The 22,585-nt window shown below is 56.9% G+C and carries 21 protein-coding genes and 2 rRNA genes (1 of these 23 running past the window's edge); 5 read left to right on the forward strand and 18 right to left on the reverse strand.

Annotation, left to right across the window (positions count from 1 at the left end):
• Positions 1-2,115: ribosomal RNA gene (locus CPH65_RS05365) — 23S ribosomal RNA — on the forward strand; it begins 616 nt to the left of the window's first position.
• A gap of 92 nt (positions 2,116-2,207) precedes the next feature.
• Positions 2,208-2,322: ribosomal RNA gene (gene rrf, locus CPH65_RS05370) — 5S ribosomal RNA — on the forward strand.
• A 115-nt stretch (positions 2,323-2,437) separates the two neighbouring features.
• Here the strand turns inward: rrf and CPH65_RS05375 are convergent.
• The 4 genes from CPH65_RS05375 to CPH65_RS05390 all read right to left on the reverse strand — a co-directional run bounded on the left by CPH65_RS05375 (position 2,438) and on the right by CPH65_RS05390 (position 5,118).
• Positions 2,438-2,674 carry a thioredoxin family protein gene (locus CPH65_RS05375; RefSeq protein ID WP_096172467.1) on the reverse strand — a complete coding sequence of 79 codons (237 nt, stop codon included), beginning with the start codon at positions 2,672-2,674 and terminating at the stop codon, positions 2,438-2,440.
• Positions 2,675-2,698: 24 nt separating this feature from the next.
• On the reverse strand, positions 2,699-3,664 hold the full coding sequence (locus CPH65_RS05380) for a permease (RefSeq protein WP_096172468.1): 966 nt from the start codon (positions 3,662-3,664) through the stop codon (positions 2,699-2,701).
• 51 nt (positions 3,665-3,715) lie between these two features.
• Positions 3,716-4,063: a metalloregulator ArsR/SmtB family transcription factor gene (locus CPH65_RS05385; RefSeq protein WP_096172470.1), complete on the reverse strand. Its 348-nt coding sequence runs from the start codon at positions 4,061-4,063 to the stop codon at positions 3,716-3,718.
• A 134-nt stretch (positions 4,064-4,197) separates the two neighbouring features.
• Positions 4,198-5,118, reverse strand: coding sequence for a response regulator (locus tag CPH65_RS05390; protein WP_096172471.1), 921 nt, complete (start codon positions 5,116-5,118; stop codon positions 4,198-4,200).
• 183 nt (positions 5,119-5,301) lie between these two features.
• On the opposite strand from CPH65_RS05390, the gene CPH65_RS05395 reads away from it, so the two are divergent.
• The gene (locus CPH65_RS05395) at positions 5,302-6,219 is read left to right on the forward strand and encodes an HAD-IIA family hydrolase (RefSeq protein ID WP_096172472.1); all 918 of its coding nucleotides are present in this window, start codon (positions 5,302-5,304) and stop codon (positions 6,217-6,219) included.
• Positions 6,220-6,255: 36 nt separating this feature from the next.
• Here the strand turns inward: CPH65_RS05395 and ureG are convergent, their stop codons facing one another.
• The 12 genes from ureG to urtA all read right to left on the reverse strand — a co-directional run bounded on the left by ureG (position 6,256) and on the right by urtA (position 17,043).
• Positions 6,256-6,921, reverse strand: a complete 666-nt coding sequence (gene ureG / locus CPH65_RS05400) for an urease accessory protein UreG (RefSeq protein ID WP_172891460.1) — start codon at positions 6,919-6,921, stop codon at positions 6,256-6,258.
• Positions 6,918-7,646 (reverse strand): urease accessory protein UreF, encoded by a 729-nt coding sequence (locus tag CPH65_RS05405; RefSeq protein ID WP_157747517.1) that lies wholly within the window; start codon positions 7,644-7,646, stop codon positions 6,918-6,920. Before CPH65_RS05405 ends, ureG begins: the two co-directional genes overlap by 4 nt.
• Complete coding sequence (locus CPH65_RS05410; protein ID WP_096172474.1) at positions 7,624-8,160, reverse strand: urease accessory protein UreE; 537 nt, start codon at positions 8,158-8,160, stop codon at positions 7,624-7,626. The genes CPH65_RS05405 and CPH65_RS05410 overlap by 23 nt, the downstream gene beginning before the upstream one ends.
• 8 nt (positions 8,161-8,168) lie before the next feature.
• Complete coding sequence (gene ureC, locus CPH65_RS05415) at positions 8,169-9,881, reverse strand: urease subunit alpha (RefSeq protein ID WP_096172475.1); 1,713 nt, start codon at positions 9,879-9,881, stop codon at positions 8,169-8,171.
• Positions 9,881-10,186 carry an urease subunit beta gene (locus CPH65_RS05420; RefSeq protein WP_096172476.1) on the reverse strand — a complete coding sequence of 102 codons (306 nt, stop codon included), beginning with the start codon at positions 10,184-10,186 and terminating at the stop codon, positions 9,881-9,883. The genes ureC and CPH65_RS05420 overlap by 1 nt, the downstream gene beginning before the upstream one ends.
• Positions 10,187-10,198: 12 nt before the next feature.
• Positions 10,199-10,501 carry an urease subunit gamma gene (locus CPH65_RS05425; protein ID WP_096172477.1) on the reverse strand — a complete coding sequence of 101 codons (303 nt, stop codon included), beginning with the start codon at positions 10,499-10,501 and terminating at the stop codon, positions 10,199-10,201.
• 19 nt (positions 10,502-10,520) lie between these two features.
• Complete coding sequence (locus CPH65_RS05430) at positions 10,521-11,396, reverse strand: urease accessory protein UreD (RefSeq protein ID WP_096172478.1); 876 nt, start codon at positions 11,394-11,396, stop codon at positions 10,521-10,523.
• A complete protein-coding gene (urtE, locus tag CPH65_RS05435; RefSeq protein ID WP_096172479.1) occupies positions 11,371-12,129 on the reverse strand; it encodes an urea ABC transporter ATP-binding subunit UrtE in 759 nt (252 codons plus the stop codon). Before urtE ends, CPH65_RS05430 begins: the two co-directional genes overlap by 26 nt.
• 11 nt (positions 12,130-12,140) lie before the next feature.
• Positions 12,141-12,893 (reverse strand): urea ABC transporter ATP-binding protein UrtD, encoded by a 753-nt coding sequence (gene urtD / locus CPH65_RS05440; RefSeq protein WP_096172480.1) that lies wholly within the window; start codon positions 12,891-12,893, stop codon positions 12,141-12,143.
• Positions 12,893-14,065 carry an urea ABC transporter permease subunit UrtC gene (gene urtC / locus CPH65_RS05445; RefSeq protein ID WP_096172481.1) on the reverse strand — a complete coding sequence of 391 codons (1,173 nt, stop codon included), beginning with the start codon at positions 14,063-14,065 and terminating at the stop codon, positions 12,893-12,895. The genes urtD and urtC overlap by 1 nt, the downstream gene beginning before the upstream one ends.
• A complete protein-coding gene (urtB, locus tag CPH65_RS05450; RefSeq protein ID WP_096172483.1) occupies positions 14,065-15,678 on the reverse strand; it encodes an urea ABC transporter permease subunit UrtB in 1,614 nt (537 codons plus the stop codon). Before urtB ends, urtC begins: the two co-directional genes overlap by 1 nt.
• 81 nt (positions 15,679-15,759) lie before the next feature.
• Positions 15,760-17,043, reverse strand: coding sequence for an urea ABC transporter substrate-binding protein (gene urtA / locus CPH65_RS05455; protein ID WP_096172484.1), 1,284 nt, complete (start codon positions 17,041-17,043; stop codon positions 15,760-15,762).
• Between the two features lie 577 nt (positions 17,044-17,620).
• Here urtA and CPH65_RS05460 point away from each other — a divergent pair.
• Entirely contained in the window at positions 17,621-19,549 is a 1,929-nt protein-coding gene (locus CPH65_RS05460; protein WP_096172485.1) for a M48 family metalloprotease, read from the forward strand.
• Positions 19,546-19,917 carry a hypothetical protein gene (locus CPH65_RS05465; RefSeq protein WP_096172486.1) on the forward strand — a complete coding sequence of 124 codons (372 nt, stop codon included), beginning with the start codon at positions 19,546-19,548 and terminating at the stop codon, positions 19,915-19,917. Before CPH65_RS05460 ends, CPH65_RS05465 begins: the two co-directional genes overlap by 4 nt.
• A 28-nt stretch (positions 19,918-19,945) precedes the next feature.
• On the opposite strand, the gene CPH65_RS05470 is transcribed toward CPH65_RS05465, so the two are convergent.
• Together CPH65_RS05470 and CPH65_RS05480 are read right to left on the reverse strand one after the other, a co-directional pair.
• Complete coding sequence (locus tag CPH65_RS05470) at positions 19,946-20,737, reverse strand: 4'-phosphopantetheinyl transferase superfamily protein (protein ID WP_096172487.1); 792 nt, start codon at positions 20,735-20,737, stop codon at positions 19,946-19,948.
• A 182-nt stretch (positions 20,738-20,919) separates the two neighbouring features.
• Entirely contained in the window at positions 20,920-22,584 is a 1,665-nt protein-coding gene (locus CPH65_RS05480; RefSeq protein ID WP_096172490.1) for a methyl-accepting chemotaxis protein, read from the reverse strand.
• Position 22,585 lies beyond the last annotated feature (1 nt).

Here is a 22,585-nt window from a genome sequence, read left to right on the forward strand (position 1 = left end):
ATAGGGCGTTAGTTCGATGGATTAGACCCGAAACCGGGTGATCTAGCTATGAGCAGGTTGAAGGTGCGGTAACACGCACTGGAGGACCGAACCCACGCCTGTTGAAAAAGGCGGGGATGACTTGTTGCTAGGGGTGAAAGGCCAATCAAACCCGGAGATAGCTGGTTCTCCGCGAAAACTATTTAGGTAGTGCGTGGGATGAATACCTTGGGGGGTAGAGCACTGGATGGGCTAGGGGGTCTTACCGACTTACCAAACCTAACCAAACTCCGAATACCCAAGAGTACTATCCTGCAGACACACGGCGGGTGCTAACGTCCGTCGTGGAGAGGGCAACAACCCTGACCGCCAGTTAAGGTCCCTAAGTCATGGCTAAGTGGGAAAGGATGTGAGGATCCCAAAACAACCAGGATGTTGGCTTAGAAGCAGCCATCATTTAAAGAAAGCGTAACAGCTCACTGGTCTAAATAAGGGTCTTTGCGCCGAAAATGTACCGGGGCTAAAGCCATGCACCGAAGCTGCGGGTGTGTACTATGTACACGCGGTAGCGGAGCGTTCTGTAGGCCGATGAAGGGTGACCTGTGAGGGCACCTGGAGGTATCAGAAGTGCGAATGCTGACATGAGTAACGATAAAGAGTGTGAGAGACACTCTCGCCGAAAGTCCAAGGGTTCCTGTGCAATGCTAATCAGCGCAGGGTTAGTCGGCCCCTAAGGCGAGGCAGAAATGCGTAGTCGATGGGAATGAGGTTAATATTCCTCAACCAGTGGGATGTGACGGATTCCGGTAGTTGTATTGTCTTATTGGATTGATGATGCAGCGTAGGAGTTCCAGGAAATAGCACCCACGTTAGACCGTACCCTAAACCGACACAGGTGGACAGGTAGAGAATACCAAGGCGCTTGAGAGAACTATGCTGAAGGAACTCGGCAAATTGCTCCCGTAAGTTCGCGAGAAGGGAGACCCGTTTGAAGGCAACTTTTAGCGGGTGGCACAGACCAGGGGGTTGCGACTGTTTATCAAAAACACAGGGCTCTGCGAAGCCGCAAGGCGACGTATAGGGTCTGACGCCTGCCCGGTGCCGGAAGGTTAAGAGGAGTGGTGAGAGCTGCGAATTGAAGCCCCGGTAAACGGCGGCCGTAACTATAACGGTCCTAAGGTAGCGAAATTCCTTGTCGGGTAAGTTCCGACCTGCACGAATGGCGTAACGACTTCCCCGCTGTCTCCAGCATAGACTCAGTGAAATTGAATTCCCCGTGAAGATGCGGGGTTCCTGCGGTCAGACGGAAAGACCCCGTGAACCTTTACTATAGCTTTGCGCTGACAGTTGTGTTGGCATGTGTAGGATAGGTGGTAGGCTTTGAAGTTTGGGCGCCAGCTCAGATGGAGCCATCCTTGAAATACCACCCCTGTTGTCATGGCTGTCTAACCGCGGTCCGTTATCCGGATCCGGGACAGCGCATGGTGGGTAGTTTGACTGGGGCGGTCGCCTCCCAAAGAGTAACGGAGGCGCGCGATGGTTGGCTCAGACCGGTCGGAAATCGGTCGTTGAGTGCAATGGCATAAGCCAGCCTGACTGCGAGACTGACAAGTCGAGCAGAGACGAAAGTCGGTCATAGTGATCCGGTGGTCCCGAGTGGAAGGGCCATCGCTCAACGGATAAAAGGTACTCCGGGGATAACAGGCTGATGATGCCCAAGAGTCCATATCGACGGCATTGTTTGGCACCTCGATGTCGGCTCATCGCATCCTGGGGCTGGAGCAGGTCCCAAGGGTTTGGCTGTTCGCCAATTAAAGCGGTACGTGAGCTGGGTTCAGAACGTCGTGAGACAGTTCGGTCCCTATCTGCCGTGGGCGTAGGAGAATTGAAAGGAGCTGACCCTAGTACGAGAGGACCGGGTTGGACACACCTCTGGTGGACCTGTTGTGGCGCCAGCCGCATTGCAGGGTAGCTACGTGTGGAAGGGATAACCGCTGAAAGCATCTAAGCGGGAAGCCCCCCTTGAGACGAGTTCTCCCTGAGAGCCGTGGAAGATCACCACGTTGATAGGCCGGGTGTGGAAGCGCAGTAATGTGCGAAGCTTACCGGTACTAATAACTCGATAGGCTTGATTACTCTCATTTATCTATGACCATTCAAACGCTTTTACAAAAATCCTGAAAAGCGTCGACTAAAAGACCAGCTTCATTGTCCTTGCGTTTAACCGGCCTGGTGGCTATGGCGAGGAGGCCAAACCCGATCCCATCCCGAACTCGGTCGTTAAACTCCTCTGCGCCAATGGTACTCCGTCTTAAGACGTGGGAGAGTAGGTCGCTGCCAGGCCTGTTAAACGCAAGAACAATATCAAAAAACCCCCATCGCTATAAGCTATGGGGGTTTTTGCGTTCAATATAAGGAAAAAATCCGAACGGAGAAACATGGGTAACCGAGAAAACCCCTACTCCCGAAGCCAACTGATGATCAAGGAAACGTTCGGGACGCCCCCAGCGTGAACGACTTGCCCATTGAGGACGACGCCCGGTGTTGACATGACGCCATAGCCGAGTATGTCGGCCATATCAGTGACTTTCTCGACCTTTGCCTCAATGCCCAACTCGGCGGCTTTCTGTTCGATTTGTTCGGCCGTCTTGACGCAATTCCTGCAACCGGATCCGAGGACTTGGAAACTCTTCATGGGGCTTCCTTTCTTTTGATTGTTTTATTGGATGATCAGGTTGAATCCGTAGCCAATGGCAACAAAGGCGACAAAAAGGATGCCTGTAAATGTCGCGATGAGTTTCGGTTTCAATACCTTTCTGAGGATGATCATTTCAGGTAGGGAAATCGCTGCGACGGACATCATCAGAGCTAGCAACGTGCCGATTGGAACTCCCTTCGCCAGAAGAGCCTGAACGATCGGGATGACCCCAGACGCGTTGGAATAAAGAGGGATGCCTGCGAGCACTGCCGCGGGCACCGCCAGAGGATTGTTTTTTGACGTGTAGGCAACAAAGAAGTCTTCTGGCACGTATCCGTGCAGAATTGCCCCCAGTGCGATACCAATCAGAACATAGAGCCAGATGCGCCCCAGTATCTCTTTAACCTGCGCCCATGCAAATCTGATACGGGAGGCAACGGTATCCGCCGGCTTGTTGATCCTGCTTTCTCCCATACGGATCTTCCAAACATAGTCCTCCACCCATCTTTCCAGTTTTAGTTTCTCGATCAGCAGACCTCCGGCGATACCCAAAAGGAGGCCCGCCGCGACGTAGGCGAGAGCAATCTTCCAGCCAACAACTGAGGCAAGGATGACGACCGCCACTTCGTTGATCATCGGGGAGGCGATGAGGAAGGCCATGGTCACGCCAAGAGGGATGCCAGCTTCAAGAAATCCTATGAACAGAGGCACTGATGAGCATGAGCAGAAGGGTGTGATCGATCCTAGGCCAACGGCAACCGGATAGGATAGATGTCTGGGACGTCCGGCAATCACCTTTCGGACCCTTTCTGGTGTCAGCATCGTACGAAACAGGCCCACAAGGAAAATGATGAAGCTGGTTAGAAAGAAGATTTTGGTGATGTCTTCGATGAAGAAGTGAACGGCTTTGGCGAGCGAGGTCTCAGGCGCAAGGTGCAGCACTTGAAAGGTCAACCCGTCAGCCAGGAGCGTAAAGGGATCGAGCATCGGATCACTCAGTTGTTTGCTTGAGAGTCTGGACCGGACTGTGATGTCGACCTAGGCGACTGCGTTTCGTTCGGGCCGCCCGGTCATGTTGGCCAGCCTTTTCTTGTCCTTGATGGTTTGAGGGTCATCCTTATTGCCGCGAATGGCGGCAACCAGAATTTCCTTTTGCCAGACGGGCATTGTCTTGTTGAGGGAATAAAAAACCCACTGGGCCTTTCTCTCAGAGGAGACGATCCCCGCTTCTCGCATCGCCGCCATATGGCGGGAGATTTTGGGCTGTTGCTGATCCAGCGCGTGAGACAATTCGCAGACGCACAACTCCCGCTCGTCCTCGAACAGAAGCAGGGCCCGCAGGCGGGTTTCGTCACTCAGGCATTGGAAGAATTTGGTCTGTTGCATGGCATGAGTATGCGCTCACCTGTATATGCAGTCAAGAGAATATTCGATTTAGGGTATATGCGCTAGTTTACATATTGGGCCGTTATGGGGCCTTAAGCGCGCCGTGTTTCAAACGTAGTGTTCTGGCCAGCTCATCAGCGCAAGCGCAGTGAACGTTGGAATTCCTCAAGACGCCGGAGGCTCTCTTTCAAGGTGCGCTCGAGATCGTATGGTGGCGCACCTTTTTCAATTCTCAATGCGATCTCTGCCAATTGCATCAGGCCGATGTTGTTTGCTGCACCTTTCAGTCTTTCAGCGTGCTGGCACCGGTTGGCCACACTCGTGGCGTCGTGAATGGCGGCTGACAGCCTCGGTGCATCGGTTAAGAAGCTGTTGATGAGGTCGATGGCCCGGTCTTGATCCGACTGGTCCGTATCGTGCAAAAGAACGGACGGATCGAACAGCGGGGCACCTTCAAAGCTTGCGTGGTTCGGCTCGTCGCTGGGAACAAAGGCGGCTTCGATCGTCGCCAAACGGAGGGCGTCTGCCAGTTGGTCGATATCGAACGGTTTGGTCAGAAAGCCGGACATGCCTGACGAGAGGGCCTGTTTGGACTGGCTGAGCTGATTGGTCATGGCGACGACAGGCATGGCGGCTAGCAGGCTGTTGTGATGCTCTCTGAGCAATTTTGTGGCCTTCCAGCCATCCATCATAGGCAGGGAGATGTCCATCAGGATGATGTCTGGCTGCTGCGTTTCGGCAAGGGCAATGGCCTCCGATCCGTCGGTCGCTTCAAGGGTTTGGTGACCCAACTCGTCTAGCATGGTGCAAACCGAATAACGGTTTGCGTCAATATCCTCAACCACCAGAACCCTTAGATTGGAAAGCCCCTGAAACGAGATTGGCTTGTCCGCTTTGATCGGGAAGCGCGCGGGCAAAGGTGGCTGGGGGGCATCGATGGTGTCTTTAGGGGTGGCGTCTGGAGACTTGTTCTGTGCCGGCTGAAAGCGGCTGAGCGCTGCGGCCAGAAAGCGGCGCAAAAAGGATGGTCCAGTTGAGCGCTTGGAAGGGGTCATTGTCCAGATGGTCCAGAATAGGGCGCGGTGTTTGCCAATTAGGAGGCGAATCTCTCAGGGAAAGGTAGCCTTGCTGGTTGAGCATCGTCCAGTTCTATTGCATTAAGGAGCGGCAAAAAGAAATTGGCGTGCGCGCCAGATCTCCCACCCCGCTTGCACATGACCACATGATGAGATGAAACCATGACGAACAACCCCACCTCGCAGCAAGCTTTTGATCGGTATGAAGCGGTCCGGCATCGCTTTCCCCCTTTGCCAACGCTGCCGGATGCGGATCCTGAAAAGGTGGCCGATCTTGGTGCCATCACCGATCTTTATGATGTCTTTGTCTTTGATGCCTATGGGGTGCTCAATGTCGGCAATGCACCGATTCCAGGAGCTTGCGAGCGGATTGAAACGCTGCGCGCGGCTGGCAAACGGATCTTTGTTCTCACCAATGCCGCGTCTTATGCTTTTCCGAAGGTCGTCGAGAAATTTCAGCGGCTGGGTTTTGCCTTTCGGGATGATGAGCTGATTTCTTCGCGGATGATTTGTGACGAGGCGCTGAAAACGGAAGATCCCGAGATTGTCTGGGGTGTGGTCGGGCCTTCGTGGTTCAGCCCGGACGAACTGCCCGTGCGCTGCTTGCCTCTTGGTGATGATCAGGCAGCTTATGATCGGGCGGATGCCATTCTGTATTTATCGACCGAATGCTGGACCGACCATCGCCACATGCTTCTGGCCCGTAGCCTGTCGGAGCGGCCGCGGCGGGTCATTGCTGGCAATCCCGATCTCGTCGCGCCAATCGAAGCGGGCTTTTCGGTTGAGCCCGGCTGGCGGATGCATGATCTGATGGACCGTATCGCGGGGCTGGATGTCACCTTTGTCGGCAAACCGTTCGGGGCGGTTTATGACGCGGTCGAGGAACGGCTCGAAGGGGCGGTGGCTCCGAGCCGCATTGTCATGATGGGCGACAGTCTGCACACGGATATCTATGGTGCGCGCACACGCGGTTGGGCCAGCGTGCTTGTCTCCGATCACGGGTTTCTCAAGGGAGAGGATCCGCTCGAAGCGATTGCCAAGAGTGGTCTCAAGCCGGACTGGATCGTCCCCGCGATCTAACGTCCGGCTTTTGAGACCCGACTTCTGTTACACGCGTCACGCGACCTGTTGGCTCGGGGTTTTAAAGCCAGACTTCTTGCACAACAGATCGACAATCTCGGCAACGCCCGCATTGCGCGACAGATCGGTGAACTGATGCGGCTTGCCTTTGCGCACCGTGGTGGCATCGGCTTGCATGCGGTCGAGGTCCGCGCCGACATAGGGCGCAAGGTCCATCTTGTTGATGATCAGCAGATCAGAGCGGGAAATGGCCGGTCCGCCTTTTCGCGGTATGTCGTCTCCCTGACAGACCGAAATCACATAAAGAGTCAGGTCGGCAAGATCGGGTGAGAAGGTCGCGGCCAGATTGTCCCCGCCGGATTCGATGAAGACAAAATCCAGATCGGGGTGGCGGGTGCAGAGTTCATCAACGGCGGCAAGATTGATCGAGGCGTCTTCGCGGATGGCGGTGTGTGGGCAGCCGCCTGTCTCAATCCCGAGGATGCGGTCCTCCGAGAGGGCCTGCTTGCGCACCAGCGCCATGGCATCTTCTTTTGTGTAGATATCGTTGGTGACCACGCCGATCGAGAAATGATCACGCATGGCAAGGCACAGCTTCTCGGTGAGGGTTGTCTTGCCCGCACCGACCGGCCCGCCGATGCCGATGCGCATGGGGCCGCCAAGGCTCGGTGCAGACAGGGTGTCGGGGGTCGAGGTCGTCATGAGCGAAAGATCCTAGTTGTCAGAATTTCATGGTGCATCGCTGCGATGTCCGATGCAAGGCAACAGGTGCCGATGTCGTCAAGACTTGCCGTGCCAGCTTCGCGAGAGGCCTTGAGAATGGTGGCCTCAAGGCCAGCCTGCAGTGCCAGCCCGTTGCTCTGGCCCAGCGGCACAAGGCGCATGGCAACCGAGATGAGATTGGAGGAAAAGGCGTGAAGGCTCGCTGGCAGAACACTTTCGAGCGGGATGTCTTGTGCCCTTGCTATCGCGCCAATGATGACGGGCAGGGCGATGTCTTCAACGCCAGCGCTCTCCAGCGCTTCATGCAAGGGTAGGGGCCAGCTCTGGCTCGCCTTCAGAAAGGCATTGCCCTGTTGGGTGGTCTCCAGTTGGCGCTCGGCAGAGGGGGCCATGGCTAACGCATACTCGTTAAGCGACACGATGGTTTCGATGTCGTCGGCCTTCCAGCTCTGGGCCAGAAGCACAGCATCGGACCAGCCGCCGCCATGGAGCAGCAGAGCATCAATCCATTGAAGGGCACTTGCCTGATCTTGCACGGTGCCGTTCGCAATGGAGACTTCGAATCCGTGCGAATAGCTGAAGGCCCCGATGGGAAAGGCAGGCGAGAGAAAGGTGAGCAAGCGGATCAGAGCCGATCCGCCGACACCCAGGTCTGTGCCCATCCCTTCAGAGCGGTCCGTGTCAATGGGGGTGGTCATGGTCATGGGTATGATTGTGTTCATGGCTATGGTCATGACTGTGCCCCTGATCATGATCATGTTCGTGATCGTGGCTATGGGCCTTGCTGACATAGGCGCCACTGACCGGCGAGAAGGGCGCGGAGGCCTTTTCAAGGCGTGCTCCCAGACCTTCCAGCATGTCGGCGATGACCGCATCGTCGCGGATGCGCAATTGGTCCTCATAGATCTCGGTTGGCTGATGGCGGTTGCCAAGGTGCCAGGCGAGGGTCATGAGGGCGAGGCCGTCTGTCGCTCGGACCTCTAACAAGGGTTCCTCCCGCGCAATCACCTCGATGATATGACCGTTGTCGAGCAGGAGGCCATCGCCGTGGTTGAGCCGTTCGGCCTTTGGCAGATTGAGCAGAAACTCGAGGCCACCATCACTGGTCATCAGGATGCGCCTGCGGTGGCGATCCTCTTCATCCAGCGTGATCTGGTCGAATGCCTCCCCGGGCCATTCGGACCGGGGGAGGATTCTGTAGGCAATGATGTTTGACATGGCGCGCCCTAGAACAGGAAGTAGCGTTGAGCCATGGGCAGAACTTCTGCCGGCTCACACGTCAGCACTTCACCGTCAGCGGTCACCTCATAGGTTTCCGGATCAACGGTGATCTCTGGCGTGGCGTCATTGAGCATCATGGAGGCTTTGGAAATGCCAGACCGGGTGTTCTCAACCGCGACCATCTGCTTGGCGGTGCCAAGGCTTGCCTGAAGACCGGCATCAAGTGCTGCCTTGGAGATGAAAGTCACCGAGCTGTTGGTCAGCGACTTGCCAAAGGCTCCGAACATCGGACGATAGTGAACTGGCTGGGGCGTCGGGATGGATGCATTGGGGTCACCCATCGGAGCGGCTGCAATGGTGCCGCCGATGAGCACCATATCCGGCTTGGCACCAAAGAAGGCCGGATTCCACATGACGAGGTCGGCACGTTTGCCCACCTCTATGGAGCCGATGTGCTTGTTCATGCCCTGCGCGATGGCCGGGTTGATGGTGTATTTGGCGATGTAACGCTTGACGCGTTCATTGTCATTGTCGCCCGTCTCGGTGGAGAGGCTGCCGCGCTGCTTTTTCATTTTGTCAGCGGTCTGCCATGTGCGGATGATCACTTCGCCGACGCGGCCCATGGCCTGACTGTCCGAGGAAATGATCGAGAAGGCACCCATGTCATGCAGGATGTCTTCCGCCGCGATGGTTTCCTTGCGGATCCGGCTTTCGGCAAAGGCCACGTCCTCGGGGATGTTGGCGTCCAGATGATGGCAGACCATCAGCATGTCGAGATGCTCGGCCACTGTGTTGGCCGTGTAGGGCCGGGTCGGATTGGTCGAGGAGGGGATGACATTGTCCATGCCGCAGATCTTGATGATGTCCGGCGCGTGACCGCCACCAGCCCCTTCCGTGTGGAAGGCATGGATCGTGCGGCCCTTGAAGGCATCAACCGTGCTCTCGACAAAGCCGGATTCATTCAGCGTATCGGTGTGGATCATGACCTGCACATCGAAGGCATCAGCAACCGACAGGCAATTGTCGATGGCCGCAGGTGTAGTGCCCCAGTCTTCATGCAGTTTGAGGGCTGCCGCGCCACCCAAGAGCATTTCTTCCAGCGCCTTGGGCTGGGATGCATTGCCCTTGCCCGCATAAGCAAGGTTCATGGGGAAGGCGTCCGAGGCTTCGATCATGCGGGCGATGTGCCATGGCCCCGGCGTGCAGGTGGTGGCCAGTGTGCCGTGGGCCGGACCGGTGCCGCCACCAAGCATGGTGGTGATGCCGGACATCAGGGCTTCTTCGATCTGTTGGGGGCAGATGAAGTGGATGTGAGCGTCCATGCCGCCTGCGGTGATGATTTTGCCTTCGCCTGCAATGGCTTCGGTGCCCGGCCCGATGATGATGTTGACGCCGTTCTGGGTGTCCGGATTGCCTGCCTTGCCGATGCCGCAGATGGTGCCATCCTTGAGGCCAATATCGGCCTTGTAGATGCCGGTATAGTCAACAATCAGGGCGTTGGTGATGACGGTGTCCACGGCTCCATCAGCGCGGGCGATCTGGGACTGGCCCATGCCATCGCGGATGACCTTGCCGCCGCCGAATTTGACCTCGGCGCCATAGGAGGTGAAGTCTTTTTCAACCTCGATGAACAGTTCGGTGTCCGCAAGGCGCACCTTGTCGCCGGTGGTGGGGCCGAACATGTCCGCATAGGCGGCGCGGGAAATTGAATATGCCATTAGAGTGCCCCTCCGATGTCGCCGCGAAAGCCGTGAACTTCACGATTGCCTTCCAGCGGGACCAGTTTGACCGACCGGGTCTGGCCCGGCTCGAAGCGCACAGCCGTGCCCGATGCAATGTCGAGGCGTTTGCCGCGCGCGGCATCGCGATCAAATGTCAGCGCTGGATTTGTTTCAAAGAAATGATAGTGCGAGCCGACCTGAACGGGGCGGTCGCCTGTGTTGGAGACGTCAAGCTCGGTGACGTCGAGGCCGGCATTGAGTTCGATGTCGCCGTCCGCCGTGATGATTTCGCCAGGGATCATTGCGCGCTCCTCCTATCGGATCGGTTCGTGGACGGTGACGAGCTTGACGCCGTCAGGGAAGGTGGCTTCGACCTGAATGTCGTGGATCATTTCGGGGATGCCTTCCATGACCTGATCGCGGCTGATGATGTGGGCACCCGCCTCCATCAGATCGGCAACCGAGCGACCATCGCGCGCGCCTTCGACGATGAAGTCGGAGATCAGCGCAATGGCTTCCGGGTGATTGAGCTTTACCCCGCGTTCGAGGCGTCGACGCGCCACCATCGCCGCCATGGCGATGAGCAGCTTGTCCTTCTCCCGTGGTGTCAAATTCATGACGATTCCTCTTCTTGTCTTATGTGGTCCAGACGCGGGGAAGAGGCTCCCCGGCCCTGAGCAATGAAATGAGTGGAATGAGGGTCCGGCGCAGTATCATGCCCTCGGGGGCCATGAGCCGAATGAGCAATTTGCCGCCAAAGCAAGACGCGCCGCCGGTGCAATCCGGTTCGGCTGCGATCAGTTCGCGGGCTTCATTGGTGAGACGCGTCAGGCTTTCGGCATCATCCGGGCCGACATAGCAAAGGGTCGCAAAGGACAGATTGCCAGCTAAGGTCGCCGCCTTGCCGCCAAGGGCTTCGGTTGTCCCTTCAAGCCGGATGGTGTCTGAATGAATGAGCTTGCCGTCGCGGCGGATTTGCCAATGATCGTTGAAGCTGGTGAAGAGGTTGGTCTCGCCCATGGCGATCCGTCCCAGAAGCACTGCTTCGACGGCAAGGAAACGGGCCGAGCCTTCCAGATCAACCTGTAGGGACCGGTTCAGACGCGAGCGGTCGAACAGGATGGTTTCCTGCGGCAGCCAATCAAACCGGGCCCCATCTGCGATGGCAATGCGGGTGCTAAGCTCGGCGTTGCTGCCAGTGGATTTATAAAGCTTCTCGCAGGCCTGAGTGGTGGCAAGAGCCTTGGTGCACGGGCCGCAGGAAATGTCCCAAGAGAGGTTGTCGCCTCCCGTCAGGCCGCCTGAGCTGTTGATCAGCACGGCTTCGCAGGCCTTGGACCCATAGACCTTGGGCAGGCGGATCTTGGCGCAGCCTTGCTGGTAGAGACGATCGAGACGCGTGACGCCGCCTTCAGCAGGCTTGAAGCTGACCTGCCCGCGACCCTTGGCCCGCTGCGCTGAGGGTGCAATGGACCCGGTCTGGGGGTCAGACGGTGAGATAGCTGCGTACATCTTCCCTGTCCAAGTCTTCTGCCGGGCCAGTGTGGGTAATCTCGCCGCGATCCATGATATGGACCACGTCGGCCAATTCCCGGCAAAAATCAAGATACTGCTCGACGAGCAGAATGGCCATGCCTTTTTCTGACTTCAGGTAGGTAATGGCGCGGCCTATGTCCTTGATGATGGAAGGCTGGATGCCTTCGGTGGGTTCGTCGAGGACCAACAGGTCCGGACGGGTGACAAGCGCCCTGCCGATGGCCAACTGTTGTTGCTGGCCACCGGACAGATCGCCGCCGCGCCTTGACAGCATGTCCTTGAGGATCGGGAAAAGCTCGAAGATTTCGTCCTCGACATAGCGGTGTTTGCGCGGCAGGCGGGCATAGCCAGTCTCGAGATTCTCGCGCACGGTGAGCTGGGGAAAGATCTCGCGGCCCTGTGGAACATAGCCGATACCCTTGCCCGCGCGCGCATAGGGGGCCGCTTTGGTGATGTCGCTGCCGCCAAGGGTGATGGTGCCTGATGAAACCGGATGCTGGCCAACAATGGCGCGCAGGAGGGAGGATTTTCCCACTCCGTTGCGGCCCAGCACACAGGTGATCTTGGCCTTATGGGCATCCAGCGAGACATTGCGCAAGGCCTGTGCTGCGCCGTAATGCAGGTTTATGCCCGATACCTTCAGCGTGACAGAGCCAGTGGCGGGAGCGCTTGAGGCCGGAGCTTCAGATAATTCGATGGCTTCACTCATTGTCTTTCCTCTTAGCGGCCGAGATAGCTCTCGATGACGTCCGGATGGGCGCTGACGTGATCGAGCGTCCCTTCAGCAAGGACAGAGCCTTCGGCCAGCACGGTGACCTTGACATCAAGATCACGGATGAAGCCCATGTCATGCTCGACGACGATGACCGAATGGGTCTTGGCAATCTTGCGCAGCAGTTTGGCGGTCTCGATGGTTTCCGCATCCGTCATGCCCGCGACCGGCTCATCGACGAGCAGGAGTTTGGGGTTTTGTGCCAGCAGCATGCCGATCTCGAGCCATTGCTTCTGGCCGTGCGACAGGTCAGCTGCCATTTCGTCGGCGCGGACGGTCAGGCGGACGGTCTCGAGGATCTCATTGATCTTCGTCCTGTCCGCCTCGCTTTCCTGATAGAAAAGCGAGGCGAACACGCCACGCTCACGGGAGAGGGCCATTTCGATGTTGGCGCGCACGGTCTGGTTTTCAAAGACGGTCGGCTTCTGGAATTTGCGACCGATGCCAGCCTGTGCGATTTCTGTTTCGTCATGCTTGGTTAGATCCATGTCGCCCTCGAACAGAACGTCCCCGTGGTCGGGGCGGGTCTTGCCGGTGATGATGTCAAGCATGGTGGTCTTGCCTGCGCCATTGGGGCCGATGATGGCGCGCATTTCGCCCTGCTCGATGGCCAGCGACAGGCCGTTGATGGCCTTGAAACCATCAAAGGAGACAGAGACGTCATCAAGATAGAGCAGGGTTGGGGTCAGGGCTTCGTTCATCAGGCTTCTCCCCCTTGTTCGGCGGCTTTCGCCTTGATCGCTTCATCCGGTCCGGATGCTCTGGCCTTGCCGTTTTTGTTGGTCAGGCGGCCGCTGAGATCAGAGACGGCGCCGACGATGCCCTTGGGCAAAAAGAGGGTGGCCGCGACAAAAAGGCCCCCGAGGGCAAAGAGCCAGAATTCTGGCACGGCCGCGGTGAACCAGCTTTTGCCCAGATTGACCGTGATGGCGCCGATGATCGGGCCGATCAGCGTTCCCCTGCCGCCAACCGCCGTCCAGATGACAACCTCGATGGAGTTGGCCGGTGCGAATTCGCCGGGGTTGATGATGCCAACTTGTGGCACGTAAAGAGCGCCGGCGACACCAGCCATCATGGCCGAGACGGTGAAAACAAATAACTTCACATGTTCAACCCGATAGCCAAGGAAGCGGGCGCGAGCTTCTGCATCGCGAGTGGCCAGAAGGATCTTGCCGAACTTGGAGGACACGATGGCCCCACACAGAATGAGGGAAAGACAAAGCGCAAAGGCCGTCGCAGTAAACAGACCGGCGCGGGTGCCACCATTCTGCAGCGTGAAACCCAGGATGTCCTTGAAATCGGTGAGGCCATTGTTGCCGCCAAAGCCCATGTCATTGCGGAAGAAGGCGAGCAACAGGGCATAGGTCATGGCCTGCGTGATGATCGAGAGATAGACGCCGGTGACGCGCGAGCGGAAGGCGAACCAGCCAAAGACAAAGGCGAGCAGGCCGGGTGCGACCAGAACCATCAGTGCGGCAAACCAGAACTGATCGAAACCATACCAGTACCACGGCAGCTCCTTCCAGTTGAGGAAGACCATGAAGTCAGGCAGGACGGGATCACCATAGACGCCGCGCGCGCCGATCTGGCGCATCAGATACATGCCCATCGCGTAGCCGCCAAGCGCAAAGAAGGCACCGTGACCGAGCGAGAGAATGCCGCAATAGCCCCAGACCAGATCAAGCGCGAGAGCCAGCAGCGCGTAGCATAGATATTTGCCAAACAGCGAGACGGCGTAATCGGGCACATGGAACGTCTCGCCGACTGGCACCATGAGATTGAGCATCGGGATCAGGATACCAAGTGCCGCGATGATCAGCGCCACCCAGATGATGTTGCCCCTGAGGCCGCGTAGGATAAAAGAGGTCAGCATTATTCGACGGCCCTTCCCTTGAGTGCAAACAGCCCTCTTGGACGCTTCTGGATGAAGAGGATGATGAAGACGAGCACAAGAATCTTGCCAAGCACGGCACCGGCAAAGGGCTCAAGGAACTTGTTGGCAACCCCCAGCGTCAGGGCGCCAATCAGCGTGCCCCACAGGTTCCCCACACCGCCAAACACCACGACCATGAAGCTGTCGATGATGTAGCCTTGTCCGAGGTTGGGTGAGACGTTGCCGATCTGGCTGAGGGCAACGCCGGCGATGCCAGCAATGCCGGAGCCCAGAGCGAAGGTGAAGGCGTCGACCCAAGGGGTTCGGATGCCCATGGAGGACGCCATCTTGCGGTTCTGTGTGACGGCCCGCATCTGCAGCCCCATCGGGGTGCGCTTGAGCAGCAGGAACAGAAGCCCAAAGACCGCAAGCGAGAAGAAGAAGATCCAGATGCGGTTCCAGGTCAGGGACAGGCCTGCCAGTTCAACCGCACCGGACATCCAGCTGGGATTGACCACCTCCATGTTTGTGGGGCCAAAGATCGTGCGGACGGTTTGCTGCAAGATCAGCGAGACGCCCCATGTGGCAAGGAGGGTTTCCAGCGGGCGACCATACAGAAACTGGATGACACTGCGTTCAAGAACAAACCCGATCAGCCCGGCCACGAGAAAGGCAAAAGGCAGGGCAACGAGGAGAGAAAAATCGGCCAGCCCGGGCGCGGTCATCAGAAAGACCTGTTGCACCACATAAGTGGTGTAGGCACCGATCATGACCATCTCGCCGTGGGCCATGTTGATCACCCCCATCACGCCGAAGGTGATGGCGAGGCCGATGGCGGCCAGCAGAAGGACCGATCCGAGGGACATGCCATACCAGACATTCTGTAGGGCGTCCCAGATGGCGATGCGGCGCTCGACCGACGTGATGGCGCGGGCGGCTGCGTTTTCAACCTCGCTGCCCGGTTCGGCTTTGACATTGTTCAGGAGTGTTAGGGATCCGCGGCCACCGCGATCACGCAGGATGGAGATGGCATCGAGCTTGGCTTCGGGTGCAATGTCCTCGGAGGTCAGAACGATCGCGGCCTTGGCCTGCTCCAGAAGAGAGACGATTTCAGGGACGTCTTCCTTGCCAAGTCGGTCATCGATCAAAGGCAACGCGTCCGGATCCTTGGATTTGAAGATCGTTTCCGCAGCGAAAAGGCGTTTGGCTGGATCCTTGGCATTGAGGGTGAAAAGGCTCAGCCCATCACGAACGGAACGCCGGAGGCTGTTGTTGACGCGGATCTTTTTCATCGACCGCCGGGGAACGTCGGTCGTGATCTCGCCGGTTATCGGATGGGTGGTCGTATAAGTGCGCCCATCGCGGTCGGCGATGAAGACTTGCTTGTCTGCCTTGCGGACATAGAGATCGCCCTCTGCAAGGGCGTTGAGAATCGGAATGACCCGGTCATCACCGGTGGCCAGAAGCGCTTGCACCCTGGCCTCGCGGTCCCGCAATGACCCTTCGGCGAGGGCGGCGATCGGAGCGCTGAGGTCTGCCTCTTGCGCATGTGATGCACCGGTTGCGGTGATCAGGACGAAAAGACACGCCAGCATTGCGCGCAATCGGGACATGAGCTTTCAACTTTCAGGTCTTTTTACTGGACCCCGGTGGCCGTCATCGACCGCCACCGGGTTGGAGAGGGCAAGGGGCGATTACTCGCCTTTACCGCCACATTCGTTCGTTTCGGTATTGAAGTTGCCGCAGGACAGCGGTGCGCGCCAATCCGAGATCAACTTGGCGGAATCCGGCAGGAAGTCCGACCACGCGTCGCCCGGAACAAGGCCGGCTGTTTCGTAGACGATTTCGAACTGGCCATCGTCCTGAATCTCGCCGATCAAGACAGGTTTGGTGATGTGGTGGTTCGGCATCATGGCAGAATAGCCGCCGGTCAGGTTTGGAACGGCGATGCCGGGCAGCGCGTCGATGACGGCATCGGGTTCGGTGGTGCCCGCTTTCTCAACGGCCTTGACCCACATGTTGAAGCCGATGTAGTGGGCCTCCATCGGGTCGTTGGTGACGCGGTTGTCATCGCCTGTGAAGGCACGCCAAGCATCGATGAACTCGTAGTTGGAATCAGCGTCTACGGACTGGAAGTAGTTCCAGGCAGCAAGGTGACCGACCAGTGGTTTGGTGTCGATGCCGGCCAGTTCTTCTTCACCCACGGAGAAGGCAACGACAGGAATGTCCTGAGCTTCAATGCCCTGGTTGGCCAGTTCCTTGTAGAAGGGCACGTTGGCATCGCCGTTGACGGTGGAGACCACGGCGGTCTTCTTACCAGCGGCACCAAATGCCTTGATGTCGGAGACGATCGTCTGCCAATCGGAATGGCCGAATGGCGTGTAGTTGATCATGATGTCGTCTTCCGCGACGCCATGGGATTTCAGATAGGCTTCGAGGATCTTGTTGGTCGTGCGCGGATAGACATAGTCAGTGCCCGCCAAAACCCAGCGTTCCACGCCTTCCTGTTCCATCAGATAGTCAACGGCCGGGATGGCTTGCTGGTTGGGGGCCGCTCCGGTGTAGAAGACGTTGCGCTGAGATTCTTCGCCCTCGTACTGAACCGGGTAGAAGAGGATGGAGTTCAACTCTTCAAAGACCGGAAGAACGGATTTGCGCGATACTGACGTCCAGCACCCAAACACCGCAGAGACCTTGTTGACGTCAATCAGTTCGCGGGCTTTTTCCGCAAACAAAGGCCAGTCCGATGCCGGGTCGACGACGACGGGTTCAAGCTGTTTGCCAAGAAGCCCGCCTTTCTTGTTCTGCTCTTCGATGAGCATCAGCATGGCGTCTTTCAGGGTCGTCTCTGAAATGGCCATGGTGCCGGAAAGAGAGTGCAGCACGCCGACTTTGATAGTGTCTGCAGCCAGTGCAGCCGTGGCGGAAATCAGTGAGGTTGTCACAGCGAGCGCTGCAGCAAAGCGAGAGAATTTCATTGGCACTTTTTCTTCTCCATCTGGGTGTGGTGATGCAGGGCAATTTGCAAGGGGTGTGCCAATCCCATGAGTGCCATTAGAAGTTTTGCTGAATGATCTGATTCTATTACGTATTTCTATGTATTTTTGACAAGAAGCATCCAAAAGGGAGATGCCTATGGTTCCTGCTCACCATCAAGAAAATGGTATTTCAAGGGTCAGTTGCCTAATTTGTGTGCGATGTCGTTAAGGGTTTGTTTGTTCATGCTCAAAGATTGTTCGTTATCCGAAAAATATGTTGTTTTACAAAGACTTATATTAGGGGATGTCGCTCGTGGGCGGTGCTGTTTGTATTGTGATCGCGGCAAATGATCGAATTGATGCAAATCTGAGGTGCTGCGTTCTGGTGATTTTGCCTTGATCTGCTCCGGCCTGACGGGATCCATGTTCGCACGCCAAGAGCAGTGTGGTTTTAAAAAGAGAAATGCAATTTCTGTTTGCAGCAGGTTGTAGACCTGATATTCATGGTTTTGTTTGGGAGTGTCGAATAGATCCCGCCCTGTCCACGCTTTGCGATGATCAAACGGGCCTTGCTGTGATGAAGAAAGAGTTGCAATCGGGCGAAACGCTGTCGCATCAGGTGCGCTCTCATATGCTGCGAGGGGGCAATCTCTGGAGCGTGATCGCCTTTTCCATGTTGGGTCTGGCCACTGCGGTTTTTCTGATCCTGACGATCCTGCACGGTTTTGACATGGTGATCGGCTTTGGCGAGTTCCTGCCGGTCTTTAATAAGCTGGTCTATTCCAACCCGTCCCTTTTGCTTGGATGGTTCCCCGAAATTGTTGACCTGTTCGAGGCCGCTCGTGGGCAGGTCTATCTTGATCCAGTTGCCTGGATGGTTCTGGCGTCGCTCGGACTGTTGCTGTTCTTTGCGCACTTTTTTCGATTTTCCCACCCGCGCGGGCGATCGCTCGCGGAGGATGAAAAGGCCGGCGCGGTCGTTCGGCGATTGCTGGCTGAGGTTGGCTATTTCCGGACCATATCGGAGCTCAAGAATACAGACGAGGTCGCATATCTGGATTTCCTTTCCAAGGGGCGTGTGCTCTTTGCGCCGTCTGGACAAGTTAATCGGATCGTCAAGGGAAAGCCTTCAGAGAATCAGCAGAAGATCTTGCGATTTTTCATGGTGCATGAATTCGCTCACGCCCTGATGAAGGACAATCTCGTCAACTCGGCTTTTGTTGTCATCGTCAGTATTTATGTCTTTGTGGTTCTGTCGATTTTTTCGCCGCTCTTGTTGATCAGCGCGTCACTGCTTTCGATGGGCCCTTTCGGGCTGTGGCTGAAGCTCGTGCTGCAGATTCTGACCATTGGCTGCTTTTCGATTGGCATTGCCATGTCATTTCACGGGGTGCTGGTTTCCTATAACAAGGTGCGCGAGTTCTTTGCCGATCAGGCGGCCTTTCGGTTCGCCGGTGATGCATTCGATCCCCACAGCGTTGGTGATGATCCTGAACGGCCAGATATGCTGAGCGCGGTCAGTCCGAACATCACGCCGTTCGAGCGGCAATTGCACCAACAGGGCTACAGTCTGCATGGGCGGAATCTGTTGCTGTTCTTCTGGGGGCTGGTGATTGCCATTCGCACGCTTTATGTCCTCTTGGCGCCAAAGGATCTGTGCCTGTGGGTGCTGGGGTTCGATGCCGTGGCGCTCGTGTCCTTTGCGATCCTTTATGTCACGCTGCCCAAACGCCCTCCCAAATCAGAGCCACGGCCCCTTTTGCCGTGGGTTCTGACCTTGTTCGGTGTGCTGGCCGTCGAAGTGTGCGGTCCGGCGCTCGCCGGGGTATTGAAGTCCTTCTACTGGGACTTTTTCTCCAATACCAATGCGCAACTGATCGGTTTGCCCGGGGCGATGGCTTCGCTCGGTCTGCTGGTTGGTTGCCTGATCATGGTGGGCAAGCGGCTTCTGTCAGGCCGGACACCGCGGAGGAAGTGGTCTGCGGCTCTTGGCAAGCGACTGGGCTTGCGCCTTTTGATGCTGCCCGGTGTTGCGATCGAATATGTGCTGATCTTTGCGCTCATTGGGGCATTTGACACGGCCTATCTGCGCTATTTCTTCAAGCTGGAATTTCTGCATGAGCCTTGGCAGCAGGCAGCCTTGGCCATTCCCTACTGTGCGGCAGGACTTGTTCTGCTCTATAATCAATACAAGGGCCTGTTTGTCTTCAGCCGCTATCGCACGGCGCTTGTTACGCTGGTGGAAGTGGTGGTCTTTTTTCTTCTCAGCTTCGGGCTGCAATTGAGTGCTCAGGAACTGATTGCAGCAAGCGAGCGGGGAGAGGCCATGGCGCTGCCGAGCCTCGCCCATATTATAGCCATGGCCCAAGGGGCCGATTTGAGCGCGCCGCTGCAGGTTGCTGTTGCATCCTCAAGCTTTTATCTGCTGCTGCGGTGTCTGTGTTTCTGGGCATGGCACAAGCTTTACTGGATCGAACGCAATCAGAGACAGGGTAGAAAATCATGACGATCAATGCCGATATGCTGCGTATACGACTGACGAGAGACATGGCTGAAGCCGTTGACGAGGCCGATAGCTTCGAAACCTATTTCGGAGATCCCAAGAAGAGCCCCGAATTCGGCGTGGCCCGGGCAGACAATGTTTTGCCGGCGGATCTTCTGTTTCTTTGGGAGTTTGCCGGGCACATCACGGACTACATCATCGCCCACGGCGTTGATGCGCTCGAACTGGTGGATCAGGTCGGCAATCTGTTCCTTGCCTATCAGGCGCTCAAGGCGCGTCCGACGGATTTCGATGATGAGGAAAAGGCAAAGATAATGGAAGCGGTGGCTGAAAGCCTGCGTGGTCTCTCAAACAAAGGGACGGGGGGGTGAGCTTTGGTGCCGCCTTGGCCGCCAGTCTCTAGGCTTTCTGGTCAAGGAACGCCTCAAGCTCAAGATGGTTGATCTCTGCCGTCACGTCCGTTTGTGCCATGAGATGCGCCAGCGCGATGCAATGGTCAGGCATCTCGAATAGCTCGAAATGGCGATTGGCCAGATCGGGCATCGTCAAGCTTTTGGCCAGTCCCTCCACCTTGATCATCGGTTGCCCAGATGGCGGGTCTTCGGAAAAGTGACATTGAAGTGTTGTGAGATCGGCGTTCAGTCCGATGCCGATGGCCTTGAGAGAGGCTTCCTTTAGCGTCCAGTGTCGGATGAAGACTTCGCTCTGCGCCGCTTGGGCTTGCCGCGCGATGCGCGTGCGCTCCTTGAGCGTGAGAACGTCTCTTGCCAGACGCGCAAGATTGATCTTGCGGTCGCGCCGTTCCGCATCAATGCCGACAAGGCCGTAATTGGTGATGGCGCATGCGACCATCTCGCCGGTGTGTGTGAGGCTGAAATCGATATCGCCCAGAGCCGGATGCCGGGCGCGGGACAGGATCGGCTTGCCCGTGTCAGTGCGTTCGAATGCCCAACCGGTCAGCGGTGTGTCGGGATACCAGCGGCTGAGTTCACTGCGGAGCAGGAGATGGGCCAGCACATAATCCCGGCGGTTGGGGAATAGACGCAAGGTAGCGTGCCGGTTTTGTTCGTCTTGGGACAGGCGCGGCAGCAGCACAGCGATCAGGTCTGGATCAGCGGAGGCGGTGGCCAAGGTGGTGATGGTGCGTCTTTTGACATGCGCCGCAATGCCTGTCTGCTTCGGGGTGTCCATTGGGCCTGCCTTGTGCTGCTCTCATTGTCTGCCAGTTTTCTTCTGGCAAAGCATGAGATGTCAAGTTTTCCGTCTCTTGCGGTGTTTCAAGCGTCCAGAACGCAGAAAGGCCGGCATGCCCGTGATGAGCATGCCGACCTTTTTTATTGGACATCTGAGTAACAGGCCCGACCCTGTCGCAATCAGGCTGCCAGAAGAATCTTGAGGAATTTCTCCATTTCCATCTGCAGCGAACGGCTTTGGTCGTTCACGTCGTCGATCATCGTACGCATGGTGCTGGAGACTTCGCCAGTCTTGCGAGCGGCACCGTTCATCACTTCCATGGAAGCGGAGACGTTGCGGGTGCCGGATGCAGCCTCGGAAATATTGCGCGCAATCTCGCCGGTGGCTGCGTTCTGCTGATCGGCTGCGGCGGCCATTTCGGTCGTTTCGCTGGTGATCGCCCGAACCTTTTCTGCCACGCTGTGTGTCGCATCAATCGAGTTGAAGGCTGCCTGCTGCATGTTGGCAATCTGCTGTTCGATCTGTTCGGTGGCCTTGGACGTCTGGCTGGCCAGATCCTTGACTTCGTTGGCAACAACCGCAAAGCCTCGGCCAGCTTCGCCTGCGCGGGCGGCCTCGATGGTTGCGTTGAGCGCCAGAAGGTTGGTCTGGGCGGCAATGTCGTTAATCAGGCGGGTCACGCCGCCGATTTCATCGAGAACCTTCTTGAGCTCTTCGACGGATTGCGTCGTGCGTTCGACTTCGTGCACGGCGTCGGTAGAAAGACCAGCTGATTTTGCCACCTGCTGACTGATCTGGCTGATCGAGGCAGACAACTCTTCGGTTGCCGATGCGACCGTTTCGACGTTCGTGCTGGCTTCCTGAGAAGCCGAGGATACGGAAATTGATTTCTGTGTCGTGTCATCGGAGATTGAAGACAGTTCAATGGAGTTGCTCTGCAGGTTTACGCAAGTTGCGGAAATGGCCTGAGCGATCTTGCCCATGGTTGCTTCGAACTGCTCAGCCAGGCTCTGAAGATCCGCACGGCGGCGGGCCTCGGCGGTTGCGCGCTGATCTTCTGCCTGTGCTTCCAACTCGCGCGTGTGCTCGAGATTGGTGCGGAAAATCGCCAATGCACTATACATGCGGCCGATTTCGTCGCGTCGTTCATCGTTGTCGATCTCAACGCTCAGATCACCCTGAGAGAGAGTTTCGGTCGCGGCGGCCAGACGACCAAGAGGACGTGAGATGGCGGAGTTGTTGACGATAAGCAGAGCAGTGGTTGCGACCACGATCAGAAGAAGACCGATCAAGGCGGAGGTTTTCATCGTGCTCATCGCGTTGTCCTGCAGCTTGTTCATCTCGCTCTGCAGGCTTGACATCTCTGCGATGTGCTCGTTCAGATGATCCAGCACGGTCTTGACTGCATCGCCGCTTTCGCCAGACACCTCGATCACACGGGCCAGGTCCACTGTCATCGGGTTGCGCATCAAGCTCAGCTGTCTGCTGACATAGGTATCGTACCAGGATTTCCATTGCATCTTGACTTCGTCGGTGCCTTCGATATTTGAAAGTGCGTCGAATTCCTGCTCAATGGACGTGGCAGAAGCTCTGACTTCTTCGGCGGCGGTAAGGTTGCCGGTCAGCAGAAAGAACTTGAGCGATGCATATTGTTCGACGATCGATGTCTTGGTTTCATTGAGGACATCGACCTTTTTTCCGATCACTTCAAGCTCGGTAACGGCGTTTGAAACGGTTCCCGCCTGATACAAGCTCATGCCTCCAACCGCGATGCCGATGAAGGCGAGCATGGCAAAGGAAATCAGGGTCTTAAGGGTAATAGACAGATTTTTAAGCATTGCCATT

This window comes from Cohaesibacter sp. ES.047 (assembly GCF_900215505.1).
GTDB lineage: Bacteria > Pseudomonadota > Alphaproteobacteria > Rhizobiales > Cohaesibacteraceae > Cohaesibacter.